The 21,573-nt window shown below is 47.3% G+C and carries 15 protein-coding genes and 2 riboswitches; of the genes, 4 read left to right on the forward strand and 11 right to left on the reverse strand.

All coding sequences use genetic code 11. The annotated features are described in order from the left end of the window. Nucleotides 1–115: 115 nt before the first annotated feature. The 6 genes from FS818_RS14220 to FS818_RS14245 all read right to left on the reverse strand — a co-directional run bounded on the left by FS818_RS14220 (nucleotide 116) and on the right by FS818_RS14245 (nucleotide 9,041). Nucleotides 116–1,645, reverse strand: a complete 1,530-nt coding sequence (locus tag FS818_RS14220; RefSeq protein ID WP_260984629.1) for an extracellular solute-binding protein — start codon at nucleotides 1,643–1,645, stop codon at nucleotides 116–118. A gap of 122 nt (nucleotides 1,646–1,767) precedes the next feature. Further along, the gene (locus FS818_RS14225) at nucleotides 1,768–2,871 is read right to left on the reverse strand and encodes a glycoside hydrolase family 88/105 protein (protein ID WP_145332631.1); all 1,104 of its coding nucleotides are present in this window, start codon (nucleotides 2,869–2,871) and stop codon (nucleotides 1,768–1,770) included. Between the two features lie 23 nt (nucleotides 2,872–2,894). Further along, the gene (locus FS818_RS14230) at nucleotides 2,895–4,394 is read right to left on the reverse strand and encodes an extracellular solute-binding protein (RefSeq protein WP_145332632.1); all 1,500 of its coding nucleotides are present in this window, start codon (nucleotides 4,392–4,394) and stop codon (nucleotides 2,895–2,897) included. A 143-nt stretch (nucleotides 4,395–4,537) separates the two neighbouring features. After that, nucleotides 4,538–5,410, reverse strand: a complete 873-nt coding sequence (locus FS818_RS14235; protein ID WP_145332633.1) for a carbohydrate ABC transporter permease — start codon at nucleotides 5,408–5,410, stop codon at nucleotides 4,538–4,540. A 45-nt stretch (nucleotides 5,411–5,455) separates the two neighbouring features. Continuing rightward, nucleotides 5,456–6,409, reverse strand: coding sequence for an ABC transporter permease (locus tag FS818_RS14240; RefSeq protein ID WP_090915459.1), 954 nt, complete (start codon nucleotides 6,407–6,409; stop codon nucleotides 5,456–5,458). Nucleotides 6,410–6,704: 295 nt separating this feature from the next. Further along, on the reverse strand, nucleotides 6,705–9,041 hold the full coding sequence (locus FS818_RS14245) for a helix-turn-helix domain-containing protein (protein WP_186331700.1): 2,337 nt from the start codon (nucleotides 9,039–9,041) through the stop codon (nucleotides 6,705–6,707). Nucleotides 9,042–9,587: 546 nt separating this feature from the next. On the opposite strand from FS818_RS14245, the gene FS818_RS14250 reads away from it, so the two are divergent. After that, nucleotides 9,588–11,642, forward strand: coding sequence for an endonuclease MutS2 (locus tag FS818_RS14250; RefSeq protein WP_260989853.1), 2,055 nt, complete (start codon nucleotides 9,588–9,590; stop codon nucleotides 11,640–11,642). Nucleotides 11,643–11,828: 186 nt separating this feature from the next. Then, on the forward strand, nucleotides 11,829–12,059 hold the full coding sequence (locus FS818_RS14255) for a cysteine-rich CWC family protein (protein WP_145332635.1): 231 nt from the start codon (nucleotides 11,829–11,831) through the stop codon (nucleotides 12,057–12,059). Between the two features lie 117 nt (nucleotides 12,060–12,176). Here FS818_RS14255 and FS818_RS14260 read toward each other — a convergent pair whose 3' ends face one another. From FS818_RS14260 to gcvH, 5 genes are all read right to left on the reverse strand, one after another. After that, nucleotides 12,177–13,322 (reverse strand): mannitol-1-phosphate 5-dehydrogenase, encoded by a 1,146-nt coding sequence (locus FS818_RS14260; RefSeq protein WP_145332636.1) that lies wholly within the window; start codon nucleotides 13,320–13,322, stop codon nucleotides 12,177–12,179. Next, nucleotides 13,319–13,753: a PTS mannitol transporter subunit IIA gene (locus FS818_RS14265; protein WP_145332637.1), complete on the reverse strand. Its 435-nt coding sequence runs from the start codon at nucleotides 13,751–13,753 to the stop codon at nucleotides 13,319–13,321. The genes FS818_RS14260 and FS818_RS14265 overlap by 4 nt, the downstream gene beginning before the upstream one ends. Nucleotide 13,754: 1 nt before the next feature. Continuing rightward, nucleotides 13,755–15,863 (reverse strand): BglG family transcription antiterminator, encoded by a 2,109-nt coding sequence (locus tag FS818_RS14270; protein ID WP_145332638.1) that lies wholly within the window; start codon nucleotides 15,861–15,863, stop codon nucleotides 13,755–13,757. A gap of 66 nt (nucleotides 15,864–15,929) precedes the next feature. Then, complete coding sequence (locus tag FS818_RS14275) at nucleotides 15,930–17,393, reverse strand: PTS mannitol transporter subunit IIBC (protein WP_145332639.1); 1,464 nt, start codon at nucleotides 17,391–17,393, stop codon at nucleotides 15,930–15,932. A 443-nt stretch (nucleotides 17,394–17,836) separates the two neighbouring features. Further along, entirely contained in the window at nucleotides 17,837–18,229 is a 393-nt protein-coding gene (gcvH, locus tag FS818_RS14280; protein WP_145332640.1) for a glycine cleavage system protein GcvH, read from the reverse strand. 346 nt (nucleotides 18,230–18,575) lie between these two features. Then, nucleotides 18,576–18,698: riboswitch (glycine riboswitch) on the forward strand. Between the two features lie 3 nt (nucleotides 18,699–18,701). Further along, a riboswitch (glycine riboswitch) is annotated at nucleotides 18,702–18,802 on the forward strand. Nucleotides 18,803–19,032: 230 nt separating this feature from the next. On the opposite strand from gcvH, the gene gcvT reads away from it, so the two are divergent. Then, the gene (gcvT, locus tag FS818_RS14285) at nucleotides 19,033–20,175 is read left to right on the forward strand and encodes a glycine cleavage system aminomethyltransferase GcvT (RefSeq protein ID WP_145332641.1); all 1,143 of its coding nucleotides are present in this window, start codon (nucleotides 19,033–19,035) and stop codon (nucleotides 20,173–20,175) included. Next, a complete protein-coding gene (gene gcvPA, locus FS818_RS14290) occupies nucleotides 20,172–21,527 on the forward strand; it encodes an aminomethyl-transferring glycine dehydrogenase subunit GcvPA (RefSeq protein ID WP_145332642.1) in 1,356 nt (451 codons plus the stop codon). Before gcvT ends, gcvPA begins: the two co-directional genes overlap by 4 nt. Nucleotides 21,528–21,573: the final 46 nt, after the last annotated feature.

Below are 21,573 nucleotides of genomic sequence, written 5' to 3' on the forward strand. Positions count from 1 at the left end.
CATAGCCTTATGCTTTAAGGTGTGGTCTCACTTATTAAATTATGGAATTTTTACTCTATTATAGAATAAACTTATTCCTTGCATGAAATCAACCTTTTTTTTATGTCAGTCTCATTTATTTCCCGTTCAGCTCTTTATACGAAGCTTCCAGTTCTGTAATCAGCTGGTCACCGCCTGCTTTTCTCCAGTTGGCAATTTCCTGTTCCCAGCCAGCATCATCAATTTTACCCATAATGTACTTGGTCTGCGCATCCCAAATCATCTGATCCAGCTCCTGACCGCGCTCTGTATAGATCACGGAGGAAAGCGTAAGTGCAGGATTAGCAATTGCATACTGTTCGTTTTCACGAGCCATCTTCGCGCCTTTCATACCAATAGGAACATCAACCAGTTCAGGCACATTGTATCCTTCGACGCTCAACAGATTATCACGATACGGTTTGACCTCACGCTGGTAAGCATCAAAGTCTTTCAGTTCCGTTTTACCGTCAGCGGTCTTGCTGTAGTGCACATCAAGTAAACCACGCAGTTGCAACGTGCTGAGTTCCTCGTCCATCAGCTGATCCAGGAAGGTGAGCACCTTCTTGAGCTGCGCTTCATCCGTCACAGATGCTTTTGGGATGACAAGCATACCGTAGTTTCCAGGCTCACCCGCAATGCGAATGCCATCTGGCCCTTGAAACGGCGCTACATCAATGATACCATCCGGTGCGTTAGGTGTGAGCCGTTGCTGGGATGATTTCCCGTTCTGGGCGACCCCGTTCAGTTTCATGGCAACGAGACCTGAATCCATTTTTTTGTCCGCATCGGAAGGGTCCAGTGCAGGGAAATCACTATTGATCAGCCCTTCATTAAACAATCGCTTGAACAGCTTCATCGTATCCACATATTCGGGAGTCAGGAACTCTGGTGTTAATTTACCAGCGTCGTCTACACCCCATTTGTTGACTCCACCAATACTTACAGCAATCCGGGTCAGCGGTGAAGATACACCCTCGTTATACTTTTTAAACAACAACGCACCATACGTATCTTCCTTGCCATTGCCATCTGGATCATCCTTGCGGACAGAACGCATAACCTCATACCAATCATCCAGATTTTTCGGGATATCCAGTTTCAGCTTATCAAACCAGTCTTTCCGATATACGATCGCCGTTCGTCCGATATCCCGGAAATTCGGGATGCCGTAGATTTTACCTTCGATCTTGATGTTATTAAAATGAGCCTCCGACTGGGCAGACAAGTTTTTGTAATCTTTCAGGTAAGGCCCGAGTTCCCAGAACAATCCGGTCTTGGCCGCATTAAAAGTTGTAGGTACATAATTGACACGCATAATCGTTGGCATCTCCCCCGATGCCACCATGACATTTACTTTGTCGTCAAACGCCGATTGCGGAATCCACTGCACGTTTACATCGGTATTCGTGTATTCCTCAATCTTCTTCTCGATTGCATTTTCCTTAGCGGGTACATCACCCACCTGCATCAATGAAATGGAAATGGGCATTTTGCCTTCTCCGGCGGCTGGAGTTTTTTCTCCCCCACATCCAGCCAGCAAACCGGCAGACATCGCGCCAACAATAACGAAGCTTCCTACGCGAAACATTGGACTCTTTGAACGTTTTGGACTTTTTGGACTCATGAACCATCTCTCCTTTTGGATAAACCTATCGTTCAGCGGACTTGCCCTCATTCCTCAATCATAGATGCCTTCATCCCCGTAATGTATGCGCTATCATAATGCTTTGGAGAAAAGAACCGGCATTATGCCAGTTCCATCTCTACCCCTGCCAAAATAAACGGAGCAACCGATTTCGGATCATTGATACGAATCGATTCAGTCACATAGTACTCATAGGACCCGTCACGATAAGGAGTTCCTCCAAGGCCCGCTCCCCCATTGCATTGTGTCAGGGAAAGCACACCCTCCCGGTCTGTTTGCAACAGATGTTGCAAGAGACCTTGATATCCTTTTTCCGCAATCGCTTTGAACTTGCCGCTCAAGTACCCTTTGCGCACACCCTTAGCAAGGGCATACACAAACATCGAGGTGCCCGAAGCCTCCAGATAATTCCGCTCACGTCCTGGCTGATCGAGCAGATGCGGCCACAACCCTGTCTCCTGATCCTGTACATGGAGAAGCGCATTTGCGAGTCGCTCGAAAATACCGATAATCTGGCCACGTTGTTCATGATCCACTGGCAGATAATCCAGCGTATCTACAACCGCCATCACGTACCAGCCCACTGCCCGGCTCCAGACATGTGGTGAGCATCCCGTATCTCCGGAGCTCCAGCGTTGCTCTCTGCTCTCGTCCCAAGCGTGGTAGAGCAAGCCACTGCGTGGATCACGAGTTTGTGCTTCCACCAACAGCAATTGCAAAGCAGCCTTGTCAAACCACTTCTCTTCACCAGTCACGGCTCCATATTGAGTCAGATAAGGTGTCGCCATATACAATCCATCCAGCCACATTTGGAACGGATAGATTTTCTTGTGCCAGAAACCGCCCCCACTTGTGCGCGGTTGTCCTTTCAGCTGCGTCATCAGCAACTCCGAAGCTTTGCGATACTTTTCCTGGCCCGTTTTCTCCAGCAGGAAAAATAACGATTTACCCTGATTGATCTGATCCAGATTATATTCCTCAATCGTATAGGAACGGATCGTTCCGTCTTCCTGAATGAAATGATCCATGAGTTCCTGAATATAGTCAAAATATCTCTGTTCACCTGTACGAGCGTACAATTCTTCCAATGCTTTGAGCAGACACCCATTCTCATAATGCCAGATTGAATACAGCTCATGGTTACGATAACTCTCCATAAACTGGTCAGCCATGCGCATCGGTGTATGTTGTAACGTTTCCTTCATGATCAAACCTCCGGTTTCGCTCCTTATTGAGCCTGTTTTTTGTAATCCTCGGCATATTCCTCGCGGATTTTGGTACCGCCTGCATTAGCCCAATTCTCAATTTCCTTTTCCCAGCCGCTTTGATCGATCTTGCCCATAATGTATTTGGTTTGCGCATCGGCAATCATCTGATCCAGGTCCGCTCCGCGGTCACCATATGTTGGAGAATACAACGTCAATGCAGGGTTAGGTACTGCATGTTCTGCCAGTTCCTTTACCAAAGCTGTTCCTTTTTCTCCAAGCTCGGTGTCCTTCAGTTTAGGTACATTGTAACCATCAACATAAGGGAAATTATCCCGATATGGTTTCACTTCACGCTGGAAGGCATCAAAGTCACTCATTTCCACTTCGTTGTCTCCGACTTTGGTGTAATGTTTGCCTTCCAAACCACGCATAAGCAGCGTTGCCATCTCCGGATCCATCAATTTATCCAGGAAGGAGAGCAAGCTTTTCAGTTCCTCTTCCGATTTTACCGTTGCTTTCGGGAAAGCCAGAATGCCCGAGTTACCTGTCTGCCCAGCTACACGGTCTCCATTTGGCCCTAACAGACCGGCAATATCTACAACACCGTCCGGATTGTTTTTCGACAGACGTTCTTGTTGGCTTTTACCATTCTGCGCCACACCTACACGCATACCGACTACGCCGGAATCATACTTTTTCTCCGCTTCCGTTGAATCAAATACAGCAAAATCCTGGTTTAACAATTTCTCTTCATACAAACGTTTCAGCAAATCCATCACTTGCATATATTCCGGTGTCATGAATTCCGGTGTAAAGCTACCGTCGCTCTCAACCTTCCATTTGTTCGGTGCGCCAAAGCTTACACCAAGACGAGTGGTAAAAGAATACTGATCTTCGTTATACTTTTTGAACAACATTAATCCAAACGTATTCGCCTGTCCATCGCCGTCCGGGTCGGAAGTAGACAATGTCTTGATCGTTTCATACCATTCATCCGGTGTTGTTGGTACTTTCAGATTCAACTTGTCGAACCAATCTTTGCGGTAGATAACAGTCGCTCGTGCAATATCGGAGAATACCGGTACGCCATAAATTTTCCCTTCAACCTTGATGTTGTCAAAGAAACGTCCGTTTTGGGCAGAAAGGTTTTTGTAATCATTGAGTAAAGGTCCGACTTCCCAAAACACGTCATTCCGCATCGCGTTGGTCACCGTTGGGTTATATTGCACCTTTACGATTTTCGGCATGTCGCTGGAGGCGATCATGACATTAATTTTGTCATTGTACGCAGATGCCGGAATCCACTGGATGTCCAGTTTGGTGTTGGTGTACTCTTCAATTTTTTTCTGTACCTCGTTGCCCTTGCTCGGCACGTCACCCACCTGTGCAATAGCGATAGATACATTCTGCACGCCGCCTTCGGCAGCCTGACCTTCATCTGATCCGCATCCTGCCAGTAAACCGGTCACCAAAGCCAGTGTACTCAGAACAGCTACGGCTTTCTTTTTTGTTGCCTTCATTCATGAAAACCTCCCTTTTTGATATACAGTCACAGCCTTAAAGCTTTAAAATCTAACAACCTTATAACTTTCCGGTTCTCCAATTTCAGCCATGGACTGATCTTTACAATTCAGTAATACGCTTCACACCAAACGCGCACTAATCAGCCTTTTACCGAACCGAGCATCACTCCCTTGGCAAAATGCTTTTGCAGGAATGGGTAGACCAGCATGATCGGAATGGTCGAGAATACAATAACAGCCATGCGAATCGTAAGCGGCTGGATTTCGGTTTCCTCAATGCTCGTATCTCCGATTCGACTCTGTGCCAAAATGACAATCTCACGTAGCCAAACTTGCACAGGCCACTTCTCACTATCGTTGATATAGATGACAGCACTGAAGAAGCTGTTCCAGTGTGCCACGGCGTAAAAGAGTGAAAAGGTAGCCATGGCCGGCATCGAGAGTGGCAGCACAATGCGGAACAAAACGCCGACATCGTTACAGCCATCGATTTTGGCCGCATCCTCCAGCTCATCCGGGATGGCCTGGAAGAAATTTTTGAGTACGATCAGGTTGAACGCACTGATAGCCGTTGGCAACATCAAAGACCAGAGTGTATCGGTAAGATGCAGGGATTTAACGACGAAATACGTTGGAATCATACCGCCACTGAACAGCATTGTGAACAGTACACCTAGCAGGATCGGCTGGCGTCCGCGCAAATACTTTCTGGATAGCGGGTAAGCCATAAGCGATGTAAACAGTAAGTTAATCAGCGTGCCCACAACGGTAATATAGATCGATACACCGAGACTTCGAATCAATGTATCTGTAGAAAAAATGTAACGGTAAGCTGCCAGGGAGAACTCTTTTGGAAAAAGAATAAATCCGCCTTTAGCCACTTCATGCGGGCTGGTAAACGACACAGCCAAAATATAAATGAACGGGATCACGGTCACGATTCCAATCAATAACAGCAAGCCATGATTCATAAAATCAAAGATCCGGTTGCCCCATGTTTTGTCCTGTTGCATCTAATGTTCACTCCTGTCTGATGAAGAGCGTCTGCCAATATTGCATTAATAGACGCCTTCCTCCCCGAATTTTTTGGCTAACGTATTGGCACCAAGCACTAGCGCCAGTCCAACAACCGACTTAAACAATCCGACAGCAGCACTATAACTGTACTGTGCCTGGGTAAGCCCCTTCGTGTATACGTAGGTGTCAAATACCTCTCCCACGTCACGGTTAGTAGGTGTCAGCATCAGGAAGATTTGTTCAAAGCCTGTATCCAGGAAGTGACCCAGACGCAAAATGAGCAAAATGATGATCGTACTCCGAATCGCTGGCAACGTAATGTGCCAGGTCTGACGCCAGCGGTTAGCACCGTCAATCCGAGCTGCCTCATAAAGCTGCGTATCTACGCCAGAGAGTGCCGCCAGGAAGATAATTGTGCCCCAGCCTACTTCTTTCCAAATGGATTGTCCCACGATCATTGTACGGAACCATCCTGGTTCAAGCAGAAAGGCGATTTTTTGTCCTGTCAGGTTGTAGAGCAGCTCATTGATCGCACCGCCCTCAGTCGTGAACAGCATGTAAAACACACCAACCACAACAACCCAGGAAACAAAGTGCGGAACGTAAACCAATGTCTGCACGAAGCGTTTAAACCGCTCCCGCCGAACCTCATTCATCATGAGCGCAAGCACAATAGGTAATGGAAAAAAGAAAACCAGATTATAGATCGCAAGTAAAAACGTGTTTCTAAATAAGGTCCAGAACTGCGGTTCTCCGAAAAAACGCTGGAAATGTTTGAATCCTACCCAATCACTTCCCAGGATACCTTTGTACGGCGTGTAATCCTGAAAAGCCATCGTAATCCCATACATCGGTATGTATTTAAAGATAACAAAGTAAAGCACTCCCGGAATCAGCATAATGTACAGCCACCGGTTTTTGATGACGTCCCTCCAGAGCAGGTTTTTGTCACTGCGGGTAGCGGGCCTTGTTCGAGCAGCCGTTTCGGCTTTCATAGTGTCTTCCTCCCCACGTTGGAAACGATTACAAAAGATCACTTCCTGAATTCATGTCTCCATTGTGGCGGATAATCGAATCACTGGCTATCATCTCGTTTTAGCCTCTTGTTTTCCCTTGTGTATCAAGGGTTTAACCCACTTAAGAATTGCTGGCGATACTTGAAATGAACTACTTTCAACCTGCATGTTCCTGGTTTAACTATGTTTTATAAGCTACAAATAGGCATAGAAAGAACGTTAAATTGAACGCCAAAAACCTGCCTGCCATGACGGGCAGAGCAGGCCTTGTTCTCTAGCGTTGCTGCTCCCGGTACTTGCCGGGAGTCGTTCCTGTTATTTTGCGAAATGTACGGATAAAAGCTGTCGGGTTCGTGTAATTTAATTTTTCGGCGATTTCCGATATTTTCAGATCTGTCGTCTGTAGCCACGTTTTGGCTTTTTCCATGCGGTACTCTGCTAGATATTCGGTAAAATTAACACCCGCTTCCTTCTTGAAGACCCGGCTTAGATAAACAGGATGAAAGTTCAGCTCCTCGGCACAAGCCTCCAGCGATAAATCCCGATCATACCGTTCCTCGATCAGTCGAATCATCCGGCGGGCGATATTCATATATTGTGACTCCTCTTGTTCCTTCCAGTAACGAATCACAGGCAGAAATAATCGCTTGCGGAACCAACCCGTCATCTCGTCCAGTGTAGATAATTTCAGCAAGTATGCCATAGAAGCTTTCTCACCAAGCACTTCTGCCACATCTCCGCCCTGCTCTTGCACAAGTTGATATACTCGTGACAATAACTGCACCATAATGACTGGATACTCGCTGAAATGCAGCTTTTTATCCGCCAGCAATCCTAAATATTGTGTAAAATAGATATCTGTTTTTTCTTCGTCTCCCTGTTTGATCGCTGAAGCCAACTGATCTTCAATCATTCGTAACTGCGTATACAGTGCGGCTTCCATCTGACCTCTTGGTTGAATGTCCTCATAATGTAGAATAATACGGCTACCCAAGCTGACTCTGCCTTGCAACGCTTCTTTGCTCTCTTGATAGGCTCTAGGCGTATCTCCAATGCTGGAATAAGCCCGGCTAATACCTATGCTTACCGGCAGATTCAGATAGGTTACAACCCGTTCACGGATCCAATCGGCCTGTGTGTGCATCCATTCCTTCAGTTGCATCTCATCACTCAGTTCAGAAGCAAGCACGGTAACCTGCGCATCATCTAGCATGACCGGTGTGAACCGAATCTCGGAGGGAATCAACTCACCTACCATATTATTGACTGCAAACAGCAATAGATCCCGATCCTGCTCTTCATATCTCGTGCCTTCAAGCGTATCAATCTGAAGCATCAGCACGCCCAGATGTGACCATCCGGTCGGGAAATCATACAATTCGCCCTGATACCTGAAATCCTCTTCCGATATTTTACCTGTCAGCAGCTTGGTCATAAAAAACTCCTGAAGATGCACATGTTGTCCCTTCATCTGCTCGCGCATCGTTCTCTCCGAACTGAACAGCGTAGACAAGCGTTCCTCAATATAAATAAATTCATCCTGACGACGTCCTGCAGGAGGAAGCGGGGAATCCAGTCCTTTTGTAAATTGCAGCAGTCTGGAGATTGGTGAGTACATGCGCCGGCTACCATAGATAGCCACAAGTCCGGTCACCAATAACATGATTAACGTCGCCACACCGGTCACCACTGCGATTTTTTGCGATTGGGCTGTAATCTGTCCGAGCGAAACAACCGATACGTATAACCAGCCGTTTAGCGGAGACTGCCTGTAGCTGACGGCTACGGGTTTGCCCTCCACTTCTGCACTGTAAAAACCTTCTGCTTCCCCCGTTGTCTGAACCTTCTCCTGAATGTCTTGGTTGAGCAACTCGTATTTATTTCCATAATTCGTGTCATTCAAAAAGTATTTCTGGTCTTTATCAAGAACATACAAATCACCCGAATTCGGATTCCGGCTCAAAAAGCTGCTAAGCTCCGCATCCGCAATGTCAATGACAAGAAATCCTTTTGGTTTCACGTTTGTGGGCACCATCGGAATTTTAAAAACCATGCTGACTACATTATCAGAAGAGATCAAGGTAGGGGCCTGTTCCGTTAAAGCCTCACCCATGCCAGCAGATACAGGCACGCTCTCTTTGGATGAACTTTTATTCTGAGTGACCCAGAACAAACTGTTGGTGTATGTAAGATAAGTTCCGATTCGGTCTCGAATGCTGAAATCATTGATTTTGCCGAATGAACGCATGGATACGACCCAGTCCTGCTCCAGATTCACAAGGTACGCCTGATCAATACTCGTGACCGCCTGCAGATTGTTGAAGCCGGATGTCAAATCACGAATTTCTTGAAATTCGCTACTATTCAGCGGTTGCTTCATTGCACGAAGCACCAAAGGTGAATTGACGTACTGGATTGAGGACAGTTGTAAACTTCGTAATACTTGTTCCACTCGCATCTGAGTCTGATGTAGTATCTGAAGATTGCTCTCGCGCACTTTCTGTTCGATATCACGGGAAGCAATCGTATACGAGACGGAACCAATCACAATGACTGGCAATGCCCCAAGAATCATCGTAAAGCAGAGCAGACGCAGTAGATATTTAGGCAAGAAGAGCATCTCCCTTTTATAAAATCGCTTACATTGGTTTAAATTACTATTGTTATTTTAAAACCCATTCATAATCAAGTCCACATCTTTATTCACAATTGTTGACTTGAAGTGATTTCCAGTTTATATTACTTGTATATTCCTCAGGTCGAAGGAGAGATTTTGATGTCGGTGAGCGTTCTTAACTAATCAAGTTTCATATTCAGGAGTTTGGCTTTTCATGACACTTTTGCCGTAAAGGCATACGTGTATTTCATGATGCGTCAGAACCCTGTACTTAGTTAAGAACAGCGGAAATCAAACATCGCCTCCGGGATTGCCTATGTCCGGGTCTATTTCCGCGCTGTGTTCAGCGCGGATTTTTTTGGTTAGACCTTATGTGGACTTTGCTTTCCCATACGTTCAGGGCGGAGAATGACGTTTGTTCATTCTCCGCCCTTTTTGTGTTTTCCATGAGGAATATTTTTGACTATATAAATTGAACTAAAGATTATTCACACATGCACTCCGATGACAAAACATTACACATGAAGGAGAGATTTAAACATGAACAACAATACCAACAATAATGACGCTAACATGACAGCAAACATCAGGAGTTCAAACGAGCAAACCCTAACCACTCTGGGCTTCCACCATATCCAAAAAAATATAGCAGACTGCGCCCTTTCCTATCTGGGCAAACGTTATGCCCGGGAGCTCAAACCGATGACCGATGTCCGTCTGATTCAGATGCGTCTGGACGAAGCAGCGGAGGCCACGGCTCTTGTCCGTTTTGGGGCGAGCGTGCCAATCCCTTCGCTGGAGGGGATGGAAACGATTATTAACCTGCTTGGCACGGGATATCTGTTCAGTGAACGCGACTTCAGTCATCTCGCGCAATTTCTACACAGCTGCACACAACTGATGAAGTATATGGAGAGCAAATCCGGCATCGCTCCCATCGTAAGTCGTTATGCATCATCTATGATGCTCATGGAACCCTTACGAAGTGAAATCGAACGCTGTATTCACAACGGTCGAATTCAGGATCAAGCGAGCAAGGAACTCGTACGGATTCGAAAGAAAATGACCGTGCATGAGGAACGCATGAAGCGCAAGCTGGATTCACTGGTTAGCAAACACCGTTCGATCATGCAGGAGCAGGTCGTGAGCCAGCGTAATGGAAAAACCGTACTGCCCATCAAAAAAGAGTTCCGCAAACAGGTTAAAGGCATTGTGCTCGACGAATCGGGGAGCGGCCAAACCGTATATATCGAACCAGCCGAGCTGTCAGGATTGCAGATGGAACTCTCTTCACTACAAGCCGAGGAATCGAGAGAAGAGATGAAAATCCTCGGAGACTTGACTTCTCTGGCCGAATCGTACAGCCGGGAAATTGCACTGAATACAGAAACCGTTGGCGTGCTGGACTTCCTGTTCGCCAAAGCAAAATATGCGGCGGCTATAGATGGACGATCCGTCCGCGTTAATAGCAACGGTAAAGTTAAACTGCAACGAGCGAGACACCCCTTGATGGGTCCGTCCATGGTCCCGCTTGATTTTTCCATCGGGTACAATTACTCGTCTCTCATCATTACAGGTCCGAATACGGGCGGCAAAACCGTTGCACTCAAAACGTTGGGGTTACTCACGCTCATGGTGCAATCCGGGCTGCTTGTTCCTGTGGATGAGCGAGGTGAAATGGCTGTATATGAACAGATCGTAGTGGATATCGGCGATGGACAAAGTCTTGAACAGGCACTAAGCACGTTCTCGGCACATATTCGGAATATGATTACCATTCTGGAGCAGGCGAATCCTTCCACGCTTGTACTGATTGACGAGATGGCGTCAGGCACAGATCCTGGAGAGGGCGTAGGACTTTCCATTGCCATGCTGGAGGAATTGCATCACCGCGGAGCTACCGTAGTAGCTACAACGCATTTTGGGGAAATCAAGCATTTTGCCTCAGCCACGCCTGGATTTGAAAATGCACGCATGGAGTTTGACACCGTATCTCTCCAACCTCTGTATCGACTTCGGATCGGAGAAGCCGGTGAAAGCTATGCATATTCTATCGCGCTGAAGCTGGGCATGCCTGTGCATATCATCGATCGTTCCAAATCTGTTGTGGGTGAAGCTCACACGAAGAACAAGATGCAAGATGTTGCAAAAGAACCGCAATCACAACCAGATAGTGAACGTCACACTACCTTGCCTGTCTCAATGGAACACACCGATTCTATAGAGCAAAATGCACACACGACCGTCCCAACTGAGACTATATCTCCAAACGATCCGGCTCACTTCTCTGATCCAGCACCAGCACCAATACGTGCTTTTCGTAAAGGAGACCGCGTCTATGTAGCCTATCTGGATCAGGCAGGCATAGTAAGTGAAGAAGAGGATAACCGTGGACAGATCGGGGTCATGATTCGGGGCCGCAAACTAAAAATTCATAAGAAACGTATGTGTCTGCACATCTCTGCTGATGAGTTGTATCCAGCCGATTATGATCTCGATATTGTGCTCGAAAGCAAAGAAAATCGTAAAAAACGCAAACTCATGGGGCGCAAACATGTCGAGGGATTACGAATTGAGCTACCGCCGGAAGAATGAATACACGCTCCTGCATTTAAAAAAATCAAACTGTGCATACGTTACCCTCATAGGAGTACTTGCGGTACAGATGGAGTAAGTCACGATTTTAAAAGGTGGGAGCAAAACTCTTGTATTTGTTATACTGAAATCAACAAAAGGTCCCTGCCCGGAATACAAAACAATGAAAAAGGAGGGAGATAGGCCATGTCTGATCAACAGGATAGCACTCCTGGCCAAACGCTCAATGCGCTGATATGTCCACTTTGCGGGGAAAGCAATGCTTGTGCCTATGCTGAAGGTAAACCACATTCGGAATGTTGGTGCGGATATGTTTCCTTCCCCGAAGGAGTGTTTGAACGTATTCCAGCCGAGCAACGCCACAAATCATGCATTTGTCAGCGTTGTTTGGAGAATTATGTTCGTGATCATCATTAGAGATAGAACAAAAAAAAGAAACCATCCCGTTCGAATGACAGTGCAACAATCATCTGAACGGAGATGGTTTCTTTATATTTTCATGCGCAAGTTCTGTACCGTATTGCGCTGACACAATTACATCTGTTTGTACTGCTTCACTGCCTCCACCACTACCGGATGATTCTCATCCATACCGGTATAGTGTGATAACGCGGCTTCAACGCCTTTTTGACGGATCATGCTTTGCAACTCCACCGCTTCGGGATCATCAGACACGTCGAACTTACAGGCTGCCGCCATCCCCATAGCGAGATGTGTCACCGGCATGTCATCTGCGTGCGCCAGAAGCGCCGGGCGAACGAGACGATCATTCGGGGAAAGCTTGCGCAGCGGCGAGCGCCCCACACGGGTTACCTCGTCGGTCAGATAAGGATTAACGAACCGTCCCAAAATTTTCTCAATATACTGCTCATGTTCTTCCGGGTTAAAACCAAAGCGTTTCACCAGCACCTGACCCGTTTCCTGCAATGCTCCGTACACAACGGATTTCACCTTTTCATCGGCAATCGCCTTCTGAATGGTATCATATCCGTGCACATAGCCGATATATGCCGCAACGCAATGTCCCGTATTCACAGTAAACAACTTTCGCTCAATGTACGGTTCCAGATCATGCACATAAACAACACCGTCCATTGGTTTAAATGCAGGTGCCATTTGCGAGCGATCCACGACCCACTCGTAAAAAGGCTCCACCTGAACATGCAACATGTCTTCATGATTCTGGATGGGTACAATCCGGTCTACGGCCGAATTGGGAAAGTAGACATATTCATCAGCAAACGCGCGAGCCTGCTCATCCAGCAAGGCATACACATGCTCTTTCAGCTGTGCGCTTCCACCGATGGCATTTTCACAAGCGATAATATGCAGCGGCTTTTGCACAGAACCTGCACGCCTTCTCTGCTCCAGGCCTTCTGAGATTCCTGGTGCAATATGCTTCAGAACCCCTACCCCCACCGCGGTTGTGATCAGATCAGCTTCCGCCACGGCCTTAGCAACCGTCTGCAACTCCCGTCCATCAATGGCAGTTACTCCGGTTACGGTCTCCTGATCTTTGCTTTCATTGGCAAGCTCTACGGTGTACTCTCCACGCTCCCGAAGAGCATTCACCAATTCCTGGTTTACATCCGAGAACGTCACTTCGTATCCGGCACGGGACAGAATCAAACCAATAAATCCGCGTCCGATGTTACCTGCGCCAAAGTGGAGAGCCTTCATAGCTCCATTTCACTTTCTAGAATGGTGATTACTTCCTCGGCAGTTTTCGCATAACGCAGTGCTTCCATATTCTCTTCTTCGGCACAGATCACTGCAATGCTCGTCAGAATCTCCATATGTTCGCCACCTTGTGCCGCGATGCCAATGACCATATAAGCTTTTTCTTCTCCAAAATCAACCCCCTGCGGGAACTGAATTACCGAGATTCCGGTCGAAAGAATGAACGTTTTAGACTCTTTTGTACCATGCGGAATAGCCAGTCCATTGCCGACATAAGTGGATACAATCTCTTCACGCTCAATCATTTTTTCGATGTAATCCGCAGTGATGTGGCCCGCATCCTTCAAAATCTGCCCTGCCATACGAATCGCCTCGTATTTATCCTGAGCCGTTGCATTCATGATGACTTTGTCTTTTGTTAACATACTCATGTTATATACCTCCAATTTCATTTTTACTGCGATAGAACCCGACCAGTTCACGGGAAAGGTAATGGATGATTTCATCCCTGTTTCCTTTGCCCAGCAGTGTAATCATCTCTTCTTGCAGAAGCAGTGCACTAATCTCGCTGAGCACCTCCAAACTTTCTTTGGACAACTCCTTTGGCCCCAGCATCAGTAATACATGACTGACACCTTCCGGGTCCTCCACGGTTCGAAGCAGAGGTTCCTCTAGTTGAAAAAGACTGATGGACGGCTTGTAGATACTCTCACTCCGTGTATGGAAAAGGGCCAGCTGCGTCCCGGGAATCTTCTGGCTTCCCATCGACTCGCGAACCTCAAGCAGCTTGGCGACCTCGCCCGGGTCTTTCAATATGCCTGAGCGATGTGCGACCTTACACATTCCAAGCACACTTTGAGCAAAATCAAGATGGGCATTATCCATCGCATGTACCTGAAACTTCCCGATAATGCGTACAATCTCAAGCAATGTTGCTTCCATGCCGTCCGCATCGGAGACCCTGTGAGTCGTTGTCTCATTGCCCATGTCACGGGATTTGCGATGCTGCCGCTGTAACGTTGTGGTTTTGATAAAATGCCGCAGGCTCTCGCTTTCTTCGGCTGTCAGCAGCGGACTGACCTTGTAATACTGATCCTCCTCCATCGGCAAATCGACCGTAGACAAGACCAGATCATACTCATCGGTTGGCATACGTGCGGCTTCGTACCAAGAGACACTGTCTATAATCTGGATCTCCGGAAACTCCTTGGACAACCGACTGGATAACATGCGCGAGGAGCCGATGCCACTGTTGCATACAACGATGGCCCGAATCTCCTGCTTTAACGCCCGCAACCGTTCAATGGATGCACCAAAGTGCATGACAAGAAAACCGATCTCCTCATCCGGAACTTCTGCCCCGGGCCATGCCTGTAACACAGACCTTTTAACTTGTTCGAAAAGGGTGTCATAATCCTTGCGAATCTGCTGTAGCAGTGGATTACGTATCATCTGATGCCCCTCAAGTCGCTCCATAACCGGCACCATATGTGCAATTAATCCTTCGCGCAGCAAGCGGTCTTCATGAAAGTCATAACCTGTTCTTTCCTGCATCTGGTCCGTAAGCGAATGCACTCTGTCCATCAGAATCAGATCATCGATCGGGAGCAGGCGTGAAGAATGAATCTGTTGCTCTGTCTCCTTAAGCAATTGGTGAAAATAAGCTTGCTCTTCATCCGAGAAGCCGACTCCAAGCTGTGAGGATAGAACACTGCAAAGGCGCGAAGCCATGAAAACCGGCACTCTCTCTTCATGTTGCTCCGCCACGGTTCCAGCGCCTGCAATCGTTCTTATCCCTGAGGAAGAACGTTCTATATTAAAACCTTTACGTATCCGAACCACAGCTGCTGATAACTGAATGAGCAGTTTCATGTACTGCCGTTCAGGTATCTTTTCAAGCCATTCGATATCCGGTTGCCATAATGCATTTTCAATGGTAAGTACGTCGCTATGACCGATCATACTGAGCAACTTTTGATTAACGATGGAGCCCCCTTGCTCAGGCTGTCTGCCAAAGAGATCCGACTCATCCAGTACTTCCAAAGCAAGCGCTGCAATGGCTCTGCGATGAATCGCTTCACTTCCGGTAATTTTCACACCGTAGCCTCGCCTTCGAACAAGCTTCAGACCCGCCTGCCGAATGCGTGACTCCAGATCATCCAGATCGGTGGTGACCGTCGAAACAGTCACTTTCAGATCCGAAGCGAGAGCAAGCAGCTTGACCGGCTCGGCTTCATCCAGCAGGATGCAAAGCATGAAGAGCTTACGCTCTTCAGGCGTAAACTCTACATACTCATTACCCTCCAGTTTCTGGCGTAATGCACTGAGGTCATCCGAACCGGAATCAATGCGTATTCCGGTTCCCGACTTTTTTTCGAGGCGCATACCGAGTGGTTCAAGCCACTGTTCAATCATCAGCAGCTCGCGATGCACGGTACGTGTACTCACTTTTACTTCAACGGCAATTTCACCCGCCGTGACTTCATGGGGATGCTCTAGCAGAAACTCCACGATTTCACGTTGTCTTTTGGTAATACTCATATCTCAGCCTCCGGCTCTGGGAAAACGGCTGCTCTTGTTTGAAGCTGGTTCGCAGTCTGCTCCCTTTTACTTCAAACGTTCAACAAGCGCGTCGTATTCCGGGCTTTTCAGGAAGTTGTCAATGGATATATGCTCTGCATTAGGTGCTACCGAACGTGCACGATCCGTTAATGTTTTTTGCGTAATAACAACGTCTGCGTCTTGCGGAATTTCACTAATCGCCGTATTGGTTACAGCAACGTCGATTCCTTCGGTTTTCATTTTCTTGCGCAGAATCGAAGCACCCATTGCACTCGAACCCATACCTGCATCACAGGAGAAAACAATCTTTTTCACATCTGCTTTTGCCTTGGATGCAACGGAAGTTGCGATATCTGCCGCTCTGTTCGCTTCATGGTTATCCGCTGTGATGGCTACATTTGCTGTATTGCCTTGGCTCTTCATATCTTTCATTCGGCTGGAGGCTGCTTCCAGATCCTCTTCCTTCTGTTTACCCGTTTTGAGTAGCAGAGAGGCGATCAGGAAGGAAACCACAGCTGCCACGATAACTCCTGCAAGCATCGGGATATATCCACCTTTTGGTGTCAGCAGGAAATAGGCAATGATACTGCCCGGTGACGGTGCCGAAACCAGTCCTGCGCCAGTTAGCATGAACGTTAACGTACCTGCTACACCACCAGCAATGGCTGCCAGGATCAGGATCGGTCTCATCAGGATGTACGGGAAGTAAATCTCGTGAATCCCGCCGAAGAAATGAATGACCACCGCACCGGGTGCAGAAGATCTCGCCATTCCACGACCGAAGAAACAGTAAGCAAGCAAAATACCTAGTCCCGGTCCCGGGTTAGACTCAAGCATGTAAAGAACGGATTTACCTAATTCTCTTGCCTGATCTGTTGCAATTGGCGTTAAGATTCCGTGGTTAATGGCATTGTTCAGGAACAATACTTTACCCGGTTCAATAATCAGATTGACGAGCGGCAATAAGCCCAGATTCATCAAACCCTGTACGCCTGCAGACAAAACTTTGCTAATGGCCTCTACTGCCGGCCCGATACCGAGCAAAGCAAAGATAGCCAAAACACCACCGATGATTCCTGCCGAGAAATTGTTGACCAGCATTTCAAAACCGGCTCTGATCTTGCCCTCAATGGATTTATCAAACTTCTTGATCACCCATGCACCGAAAGGCCCCGCAATCATGGCCCCGAGGAACATTGGAATATCCGTTCCGACAATGACACCGATGGTCATAATCGCCCCGACGACACCACCACGTGTGCCATGCACCATCGTCCCCCCGGTATAACCGATCAGCAGCGGCAGCAAATAAGTAATCATCGGACCTACAAGCTGCTCTATTGTCGCATTGGGAAACCATCCTGTTTTAATAAACATCGCTGTAATTAATCCCCAAGCAATAAATGCTCCCATATTAGGCATGACCATACCGCTCAGGAATCGTCCGAAGCGTTGCACACCAACACGTAACCCACCTTTGGAATTGGATGTTTGATCCAAATTACTCATTGGTTTATCCTCCTTGAATCAAGTCATTATTTCGTATGAAAGGGGTATCATTGATCCCCTGCTGTAATCCTAAGCGAGAAACCCTTCCTGTTCAATCAAATGAAAGCGTACTTTCGTCATGAACAATGATGACAACATTGGATTATGTAATCGCTTTTAATTAGGAATATATGCTCAATCCGTTGATACTCAAGGTTTTTTCTGCCTATGACTTTATTCATATACAACATGAAAAGCAATAAAATAGCTTGGTCCGTTTGCAATTTTTTTATTCGCGATTTTAAGTTACTCTTACTTGAATTCCTCCAATATGCCAAAAAAAACAGCAAAAAACCTGCATAAGCTCTATAGCTCACGCAGGTTTCAAGAACAAGATTTTTATATTCAAATGAGATTATATATATGTCAATAAGTACAAATCAACTCGACAATTCGGTCTAATTCTATTCCTCAGTATGTTTAAGATAAGCATCCGCATTCAGCAATGTGGATAATGCAGCCGTTACATCTCCATCGACCCGAATTTCGATCATCCAGCCTTCTTCGTAAGGAGAGCTATTCACCAGTTCCGGCGAGTCCTGCAAAGCTTCATTCACTGCAACAATGGTGCCGCTGACGGGTGAGAACAGATCAGACACCGTTTTGACGGATTCAATCGTACCGATGCTGTCTTCTGCCTTTACACCGGCTTCAAGATCAGGCAATTCCACAAACACAATGTCACCCAGCTGATGCTGCGCGAACTCGGTAATGCCAATACGTACGGTATCCTCCCCTACGGTTTGCACCCATTCGTGCTCTTTACTGTACAGGAAATCATTTCTCAATTCGCTCATCGATATCCGCCTCGCTTTTCATTAATGAGTGCATGCGTTCTTTGACCTTCACCTTTTTCCCAGACAATAGCGTATGATATTTCAGATTCAAATGTCAAGTTAGCTCACAATTTATTTAAATTTTTACCCCTCACCTTGTGTAACCTCACACTACTCTTTCTGCATATAATGGTGAATATTAGAATAGTAAGCGCACTCTTTTAAAATAAACGAACATTTATGATTATTTATAATTAAATATTCGTATTTTACACAATTTTAATGATATCGTTCTTGACATCCAGAGTGTATTCACGTTTTAATGGGAAGAGCAACTGAAGTTAATTGGACTACGTATGAACCGCGGATGAATGTAAAGGGAGAGATTGCCCGTACACCCGGTTTGGGGATGTGCATGAGGCGGCGCCGAAGGAGTAAACCACCGACAAGCGGGGGTGAATCTCTCAGGCAAAAGGACTTTTACAGGACGCAACTCTGGAGAGCATCTAATCGTCCTATATGGATGTTATGATCACCCAAGGGGAAACCTGTCTAAATAAACGGCGGGGTAACTCTCAGGTACAAGGGACAGAGCCTAAGAATACAGCGTGCTACTTGGCATGCCGGTTCTTTGGCCTGTCCTTTTCCTTTTTCCCAAAAAATGAATTGCAGGTTCCAGGATCGTACTAAACATAACAAATGAAAAAATGTAGAACGGTCGGCTGTTAACTCACGATTACTAAAATTACTTAAGCATTAATGATCTGGCTCACAGAACGTGTTTTCATACTTGGCCTACTAACGGCCCATAACGAGGTGATTGGATGTCTGATTTGTTAAGAACACCACTCTTCCCCCTATATGCGCAATATGAAGGTGTACGTTGCATTGATTTTGGCGGCTGGGAGTTGCCCGTGCAGTTTAGCGGTATTCAAAAAGAGCATGAAGCCGTACGCGAGCGCGCCGGGCTGTTTGATGTATCCCATATGGGCGAATTCACCGTAACGGGTGAACAGGCGGAAGCCTTTTTACAACACATGACAACCAACGATGTAACCGCAATTGTACAAGGTCAGGCACAATACACGCTGATGTGTTATCCCGATGGTGGTGTAGTAGATGATCTGCTGATCTACAAACTGGCGGAGCAACACTACATGCTGGTCGTCAATGCCTCTAATATCGACAAGGATTGGGCGTGGCTTCAGGAGCATATCGTACCTGGCGTAAACATGACCAATGATTCCGAGCAAACGGCGTTACTGGCGCTACAAGGCCCTTTAGCGGTCGATATTCTCTCGAAGGTTACAGGTTCAGAGGTGGATGCAAGGTCCATTGAACCGTTCCGCTTCGTACAGCATGCCGAGGTATGTGGAGTAAAGCTGCTACTGTCGCGCACTGGATATACAGGTGAAGATGGTTTTGAACTGTATGTTGCAGCAGATCAGGCGGCTCTGGTATGGAACGGACTGATGGAAGCAGGTGCTGATGTGGGCCTCGTTCCAGCGGGACTTGGTGCGCGTGATACACTGCGATTCGAAGCAAAGTTGCCTTTGTACGGTCAGGAGCTGTCACCAACCATCTCTCCACTGGAGGCAGGACTTGGCATGTTCGTGAAGTTAAATGCCGGACCTTTTATTGGACATCAAGCTTTGTTGCAACAAAAAAATGACGGCCCTGCCCGCAAGCTGATCGGCATCGAAGTGCTGGAGCGTGGTATACCGCGGCCACATTACCCGATCTATGCGGGTGGTGTTCAGATTGGTGAAGTGACAACCGGAACACAGTCCCCAACTTTGAAGCGTAATCTTGGCCTTGCCCTAATTGACAGCAATTATGCTGCAATAGGCACTCCGCTGGAGATTGAGATTCGTGGCAAAAAGCTGAAAGCCGAGGTCGTCAAGACCCCTTTTCATAAACGGACACGTACGCCAAAGACACCTACTCAAGGAGCTGAGCAAGCATGAGCAAGCACCGCTACATTCCCATGACCGAACAAGATCAGAGCGCGATGCTCGCCACAATCGGTGTGGATTCGATTGAAGATCTGTTTAAAGATATCCCGCAGGAGATTCGTTATCAGGGCGAGTTGCCTGTCTCCTCCAAACTGGATGAATATGCCTTAACCCGCCATATGTCGAAACAGGCTGGCTCCAATGCCAACTTCGAGACACATGCCAGTTTCCTTGGCGCAGGCATCTATGACCACCATATCCCTTCGGTTATCAACCATGTCATTTCCCGTTCTGAGTTTTATACTGCCTATACCCCATATCAGCCGGAGATCAGCCAAGGGGAATTACAAGCCATCTTCGAATTCCAGTCGTATATTTGCGAGTTGACAGGTATGGCGGTAGCCAATGCGAGTATGTATGACGGTGCAACGGCCTTTGCGGAAGCAGGCAATCTTGCCGCCGCAGCCACTCGCCGGAAGCAGCTTATCGTATCTCGTACCGTTCACCCGGAAGCCCGTCAAGTATTGCAAGCGTACGCGCATGGCCTCAGTCTGGAGATTGTAGAGATTGGTTACAAAGATGGGGTTACGGATTGGGATGCGTTGCAAGCGGCTATCTCAGACGATACAGCAGCGCTTATGATTCAAAGCCCGAACTTCTTTGGTGCCGTGGAAAATGTAAAACAGGCTGCCGACCTCGTGCACACGCACAAAGGACTGCTTGTGGTAAGTGCTAACCCGCTGTCGCTCGGTTTGCTGGAAGCCCCAGGCAAGCTGGGGGCCGACATCGTTGTAGGCGATGCGCAGCCCCTCGGAATCGCTGCTTCGCTCGGCGGACCCACATGCGGATACTTCGCCGTGTCCCAGGCTCACATGCGCCGGATTCCTGGCCGAATCGTCGGCCAGACGACCGATCGCAACGGCAAACGCGGTTTCGTGCTTACGTTGCAAGCACGTGAACAGCACATTCGCCGTGAAAAGGCGACGTCCAACATCTGTTCCAATCAGGCATTGTTAGCACTAAGCGCTTCCGTCTATATGTCTACGCTGGGAAGACAGGGCATGATTGATGTTGCTGATCTGAATTTGCAGAAGAGTCACTATGCACGAAATATGTTAACAGCTATTCCCGGAGTCAGCCTTACTTTTACTGCCCCTACGTTTAACGAGTTCGTCATCCAGCTCCCTGAAGGAACCGATGTGGATGCTCTTCAGCTGAAACTGCTGGATGCAGGCTTCATCGGCGGTTATGAACTCGGACGTGAATATTCGGAACTGGCAGGACATCTGCTCATTGCGGTCACCGAACGACGCAGCAAAGAAGAGATCGATGAATTCGCACGTGTATTGGAGGGATTGCTGTGACTCAGGAAACGACTACAAAAGCAAACATTGCGGGTACTTCACCGGA

The organism is Paenibacillus xylanexedens, assembly GCF_007680605.1.
GTDB lineage: Bacteria > Bacillota > Bacilli > Paenibacillales > Paenibacillaceae > Paenibacillus > Paenibacillus xylanexedens_B.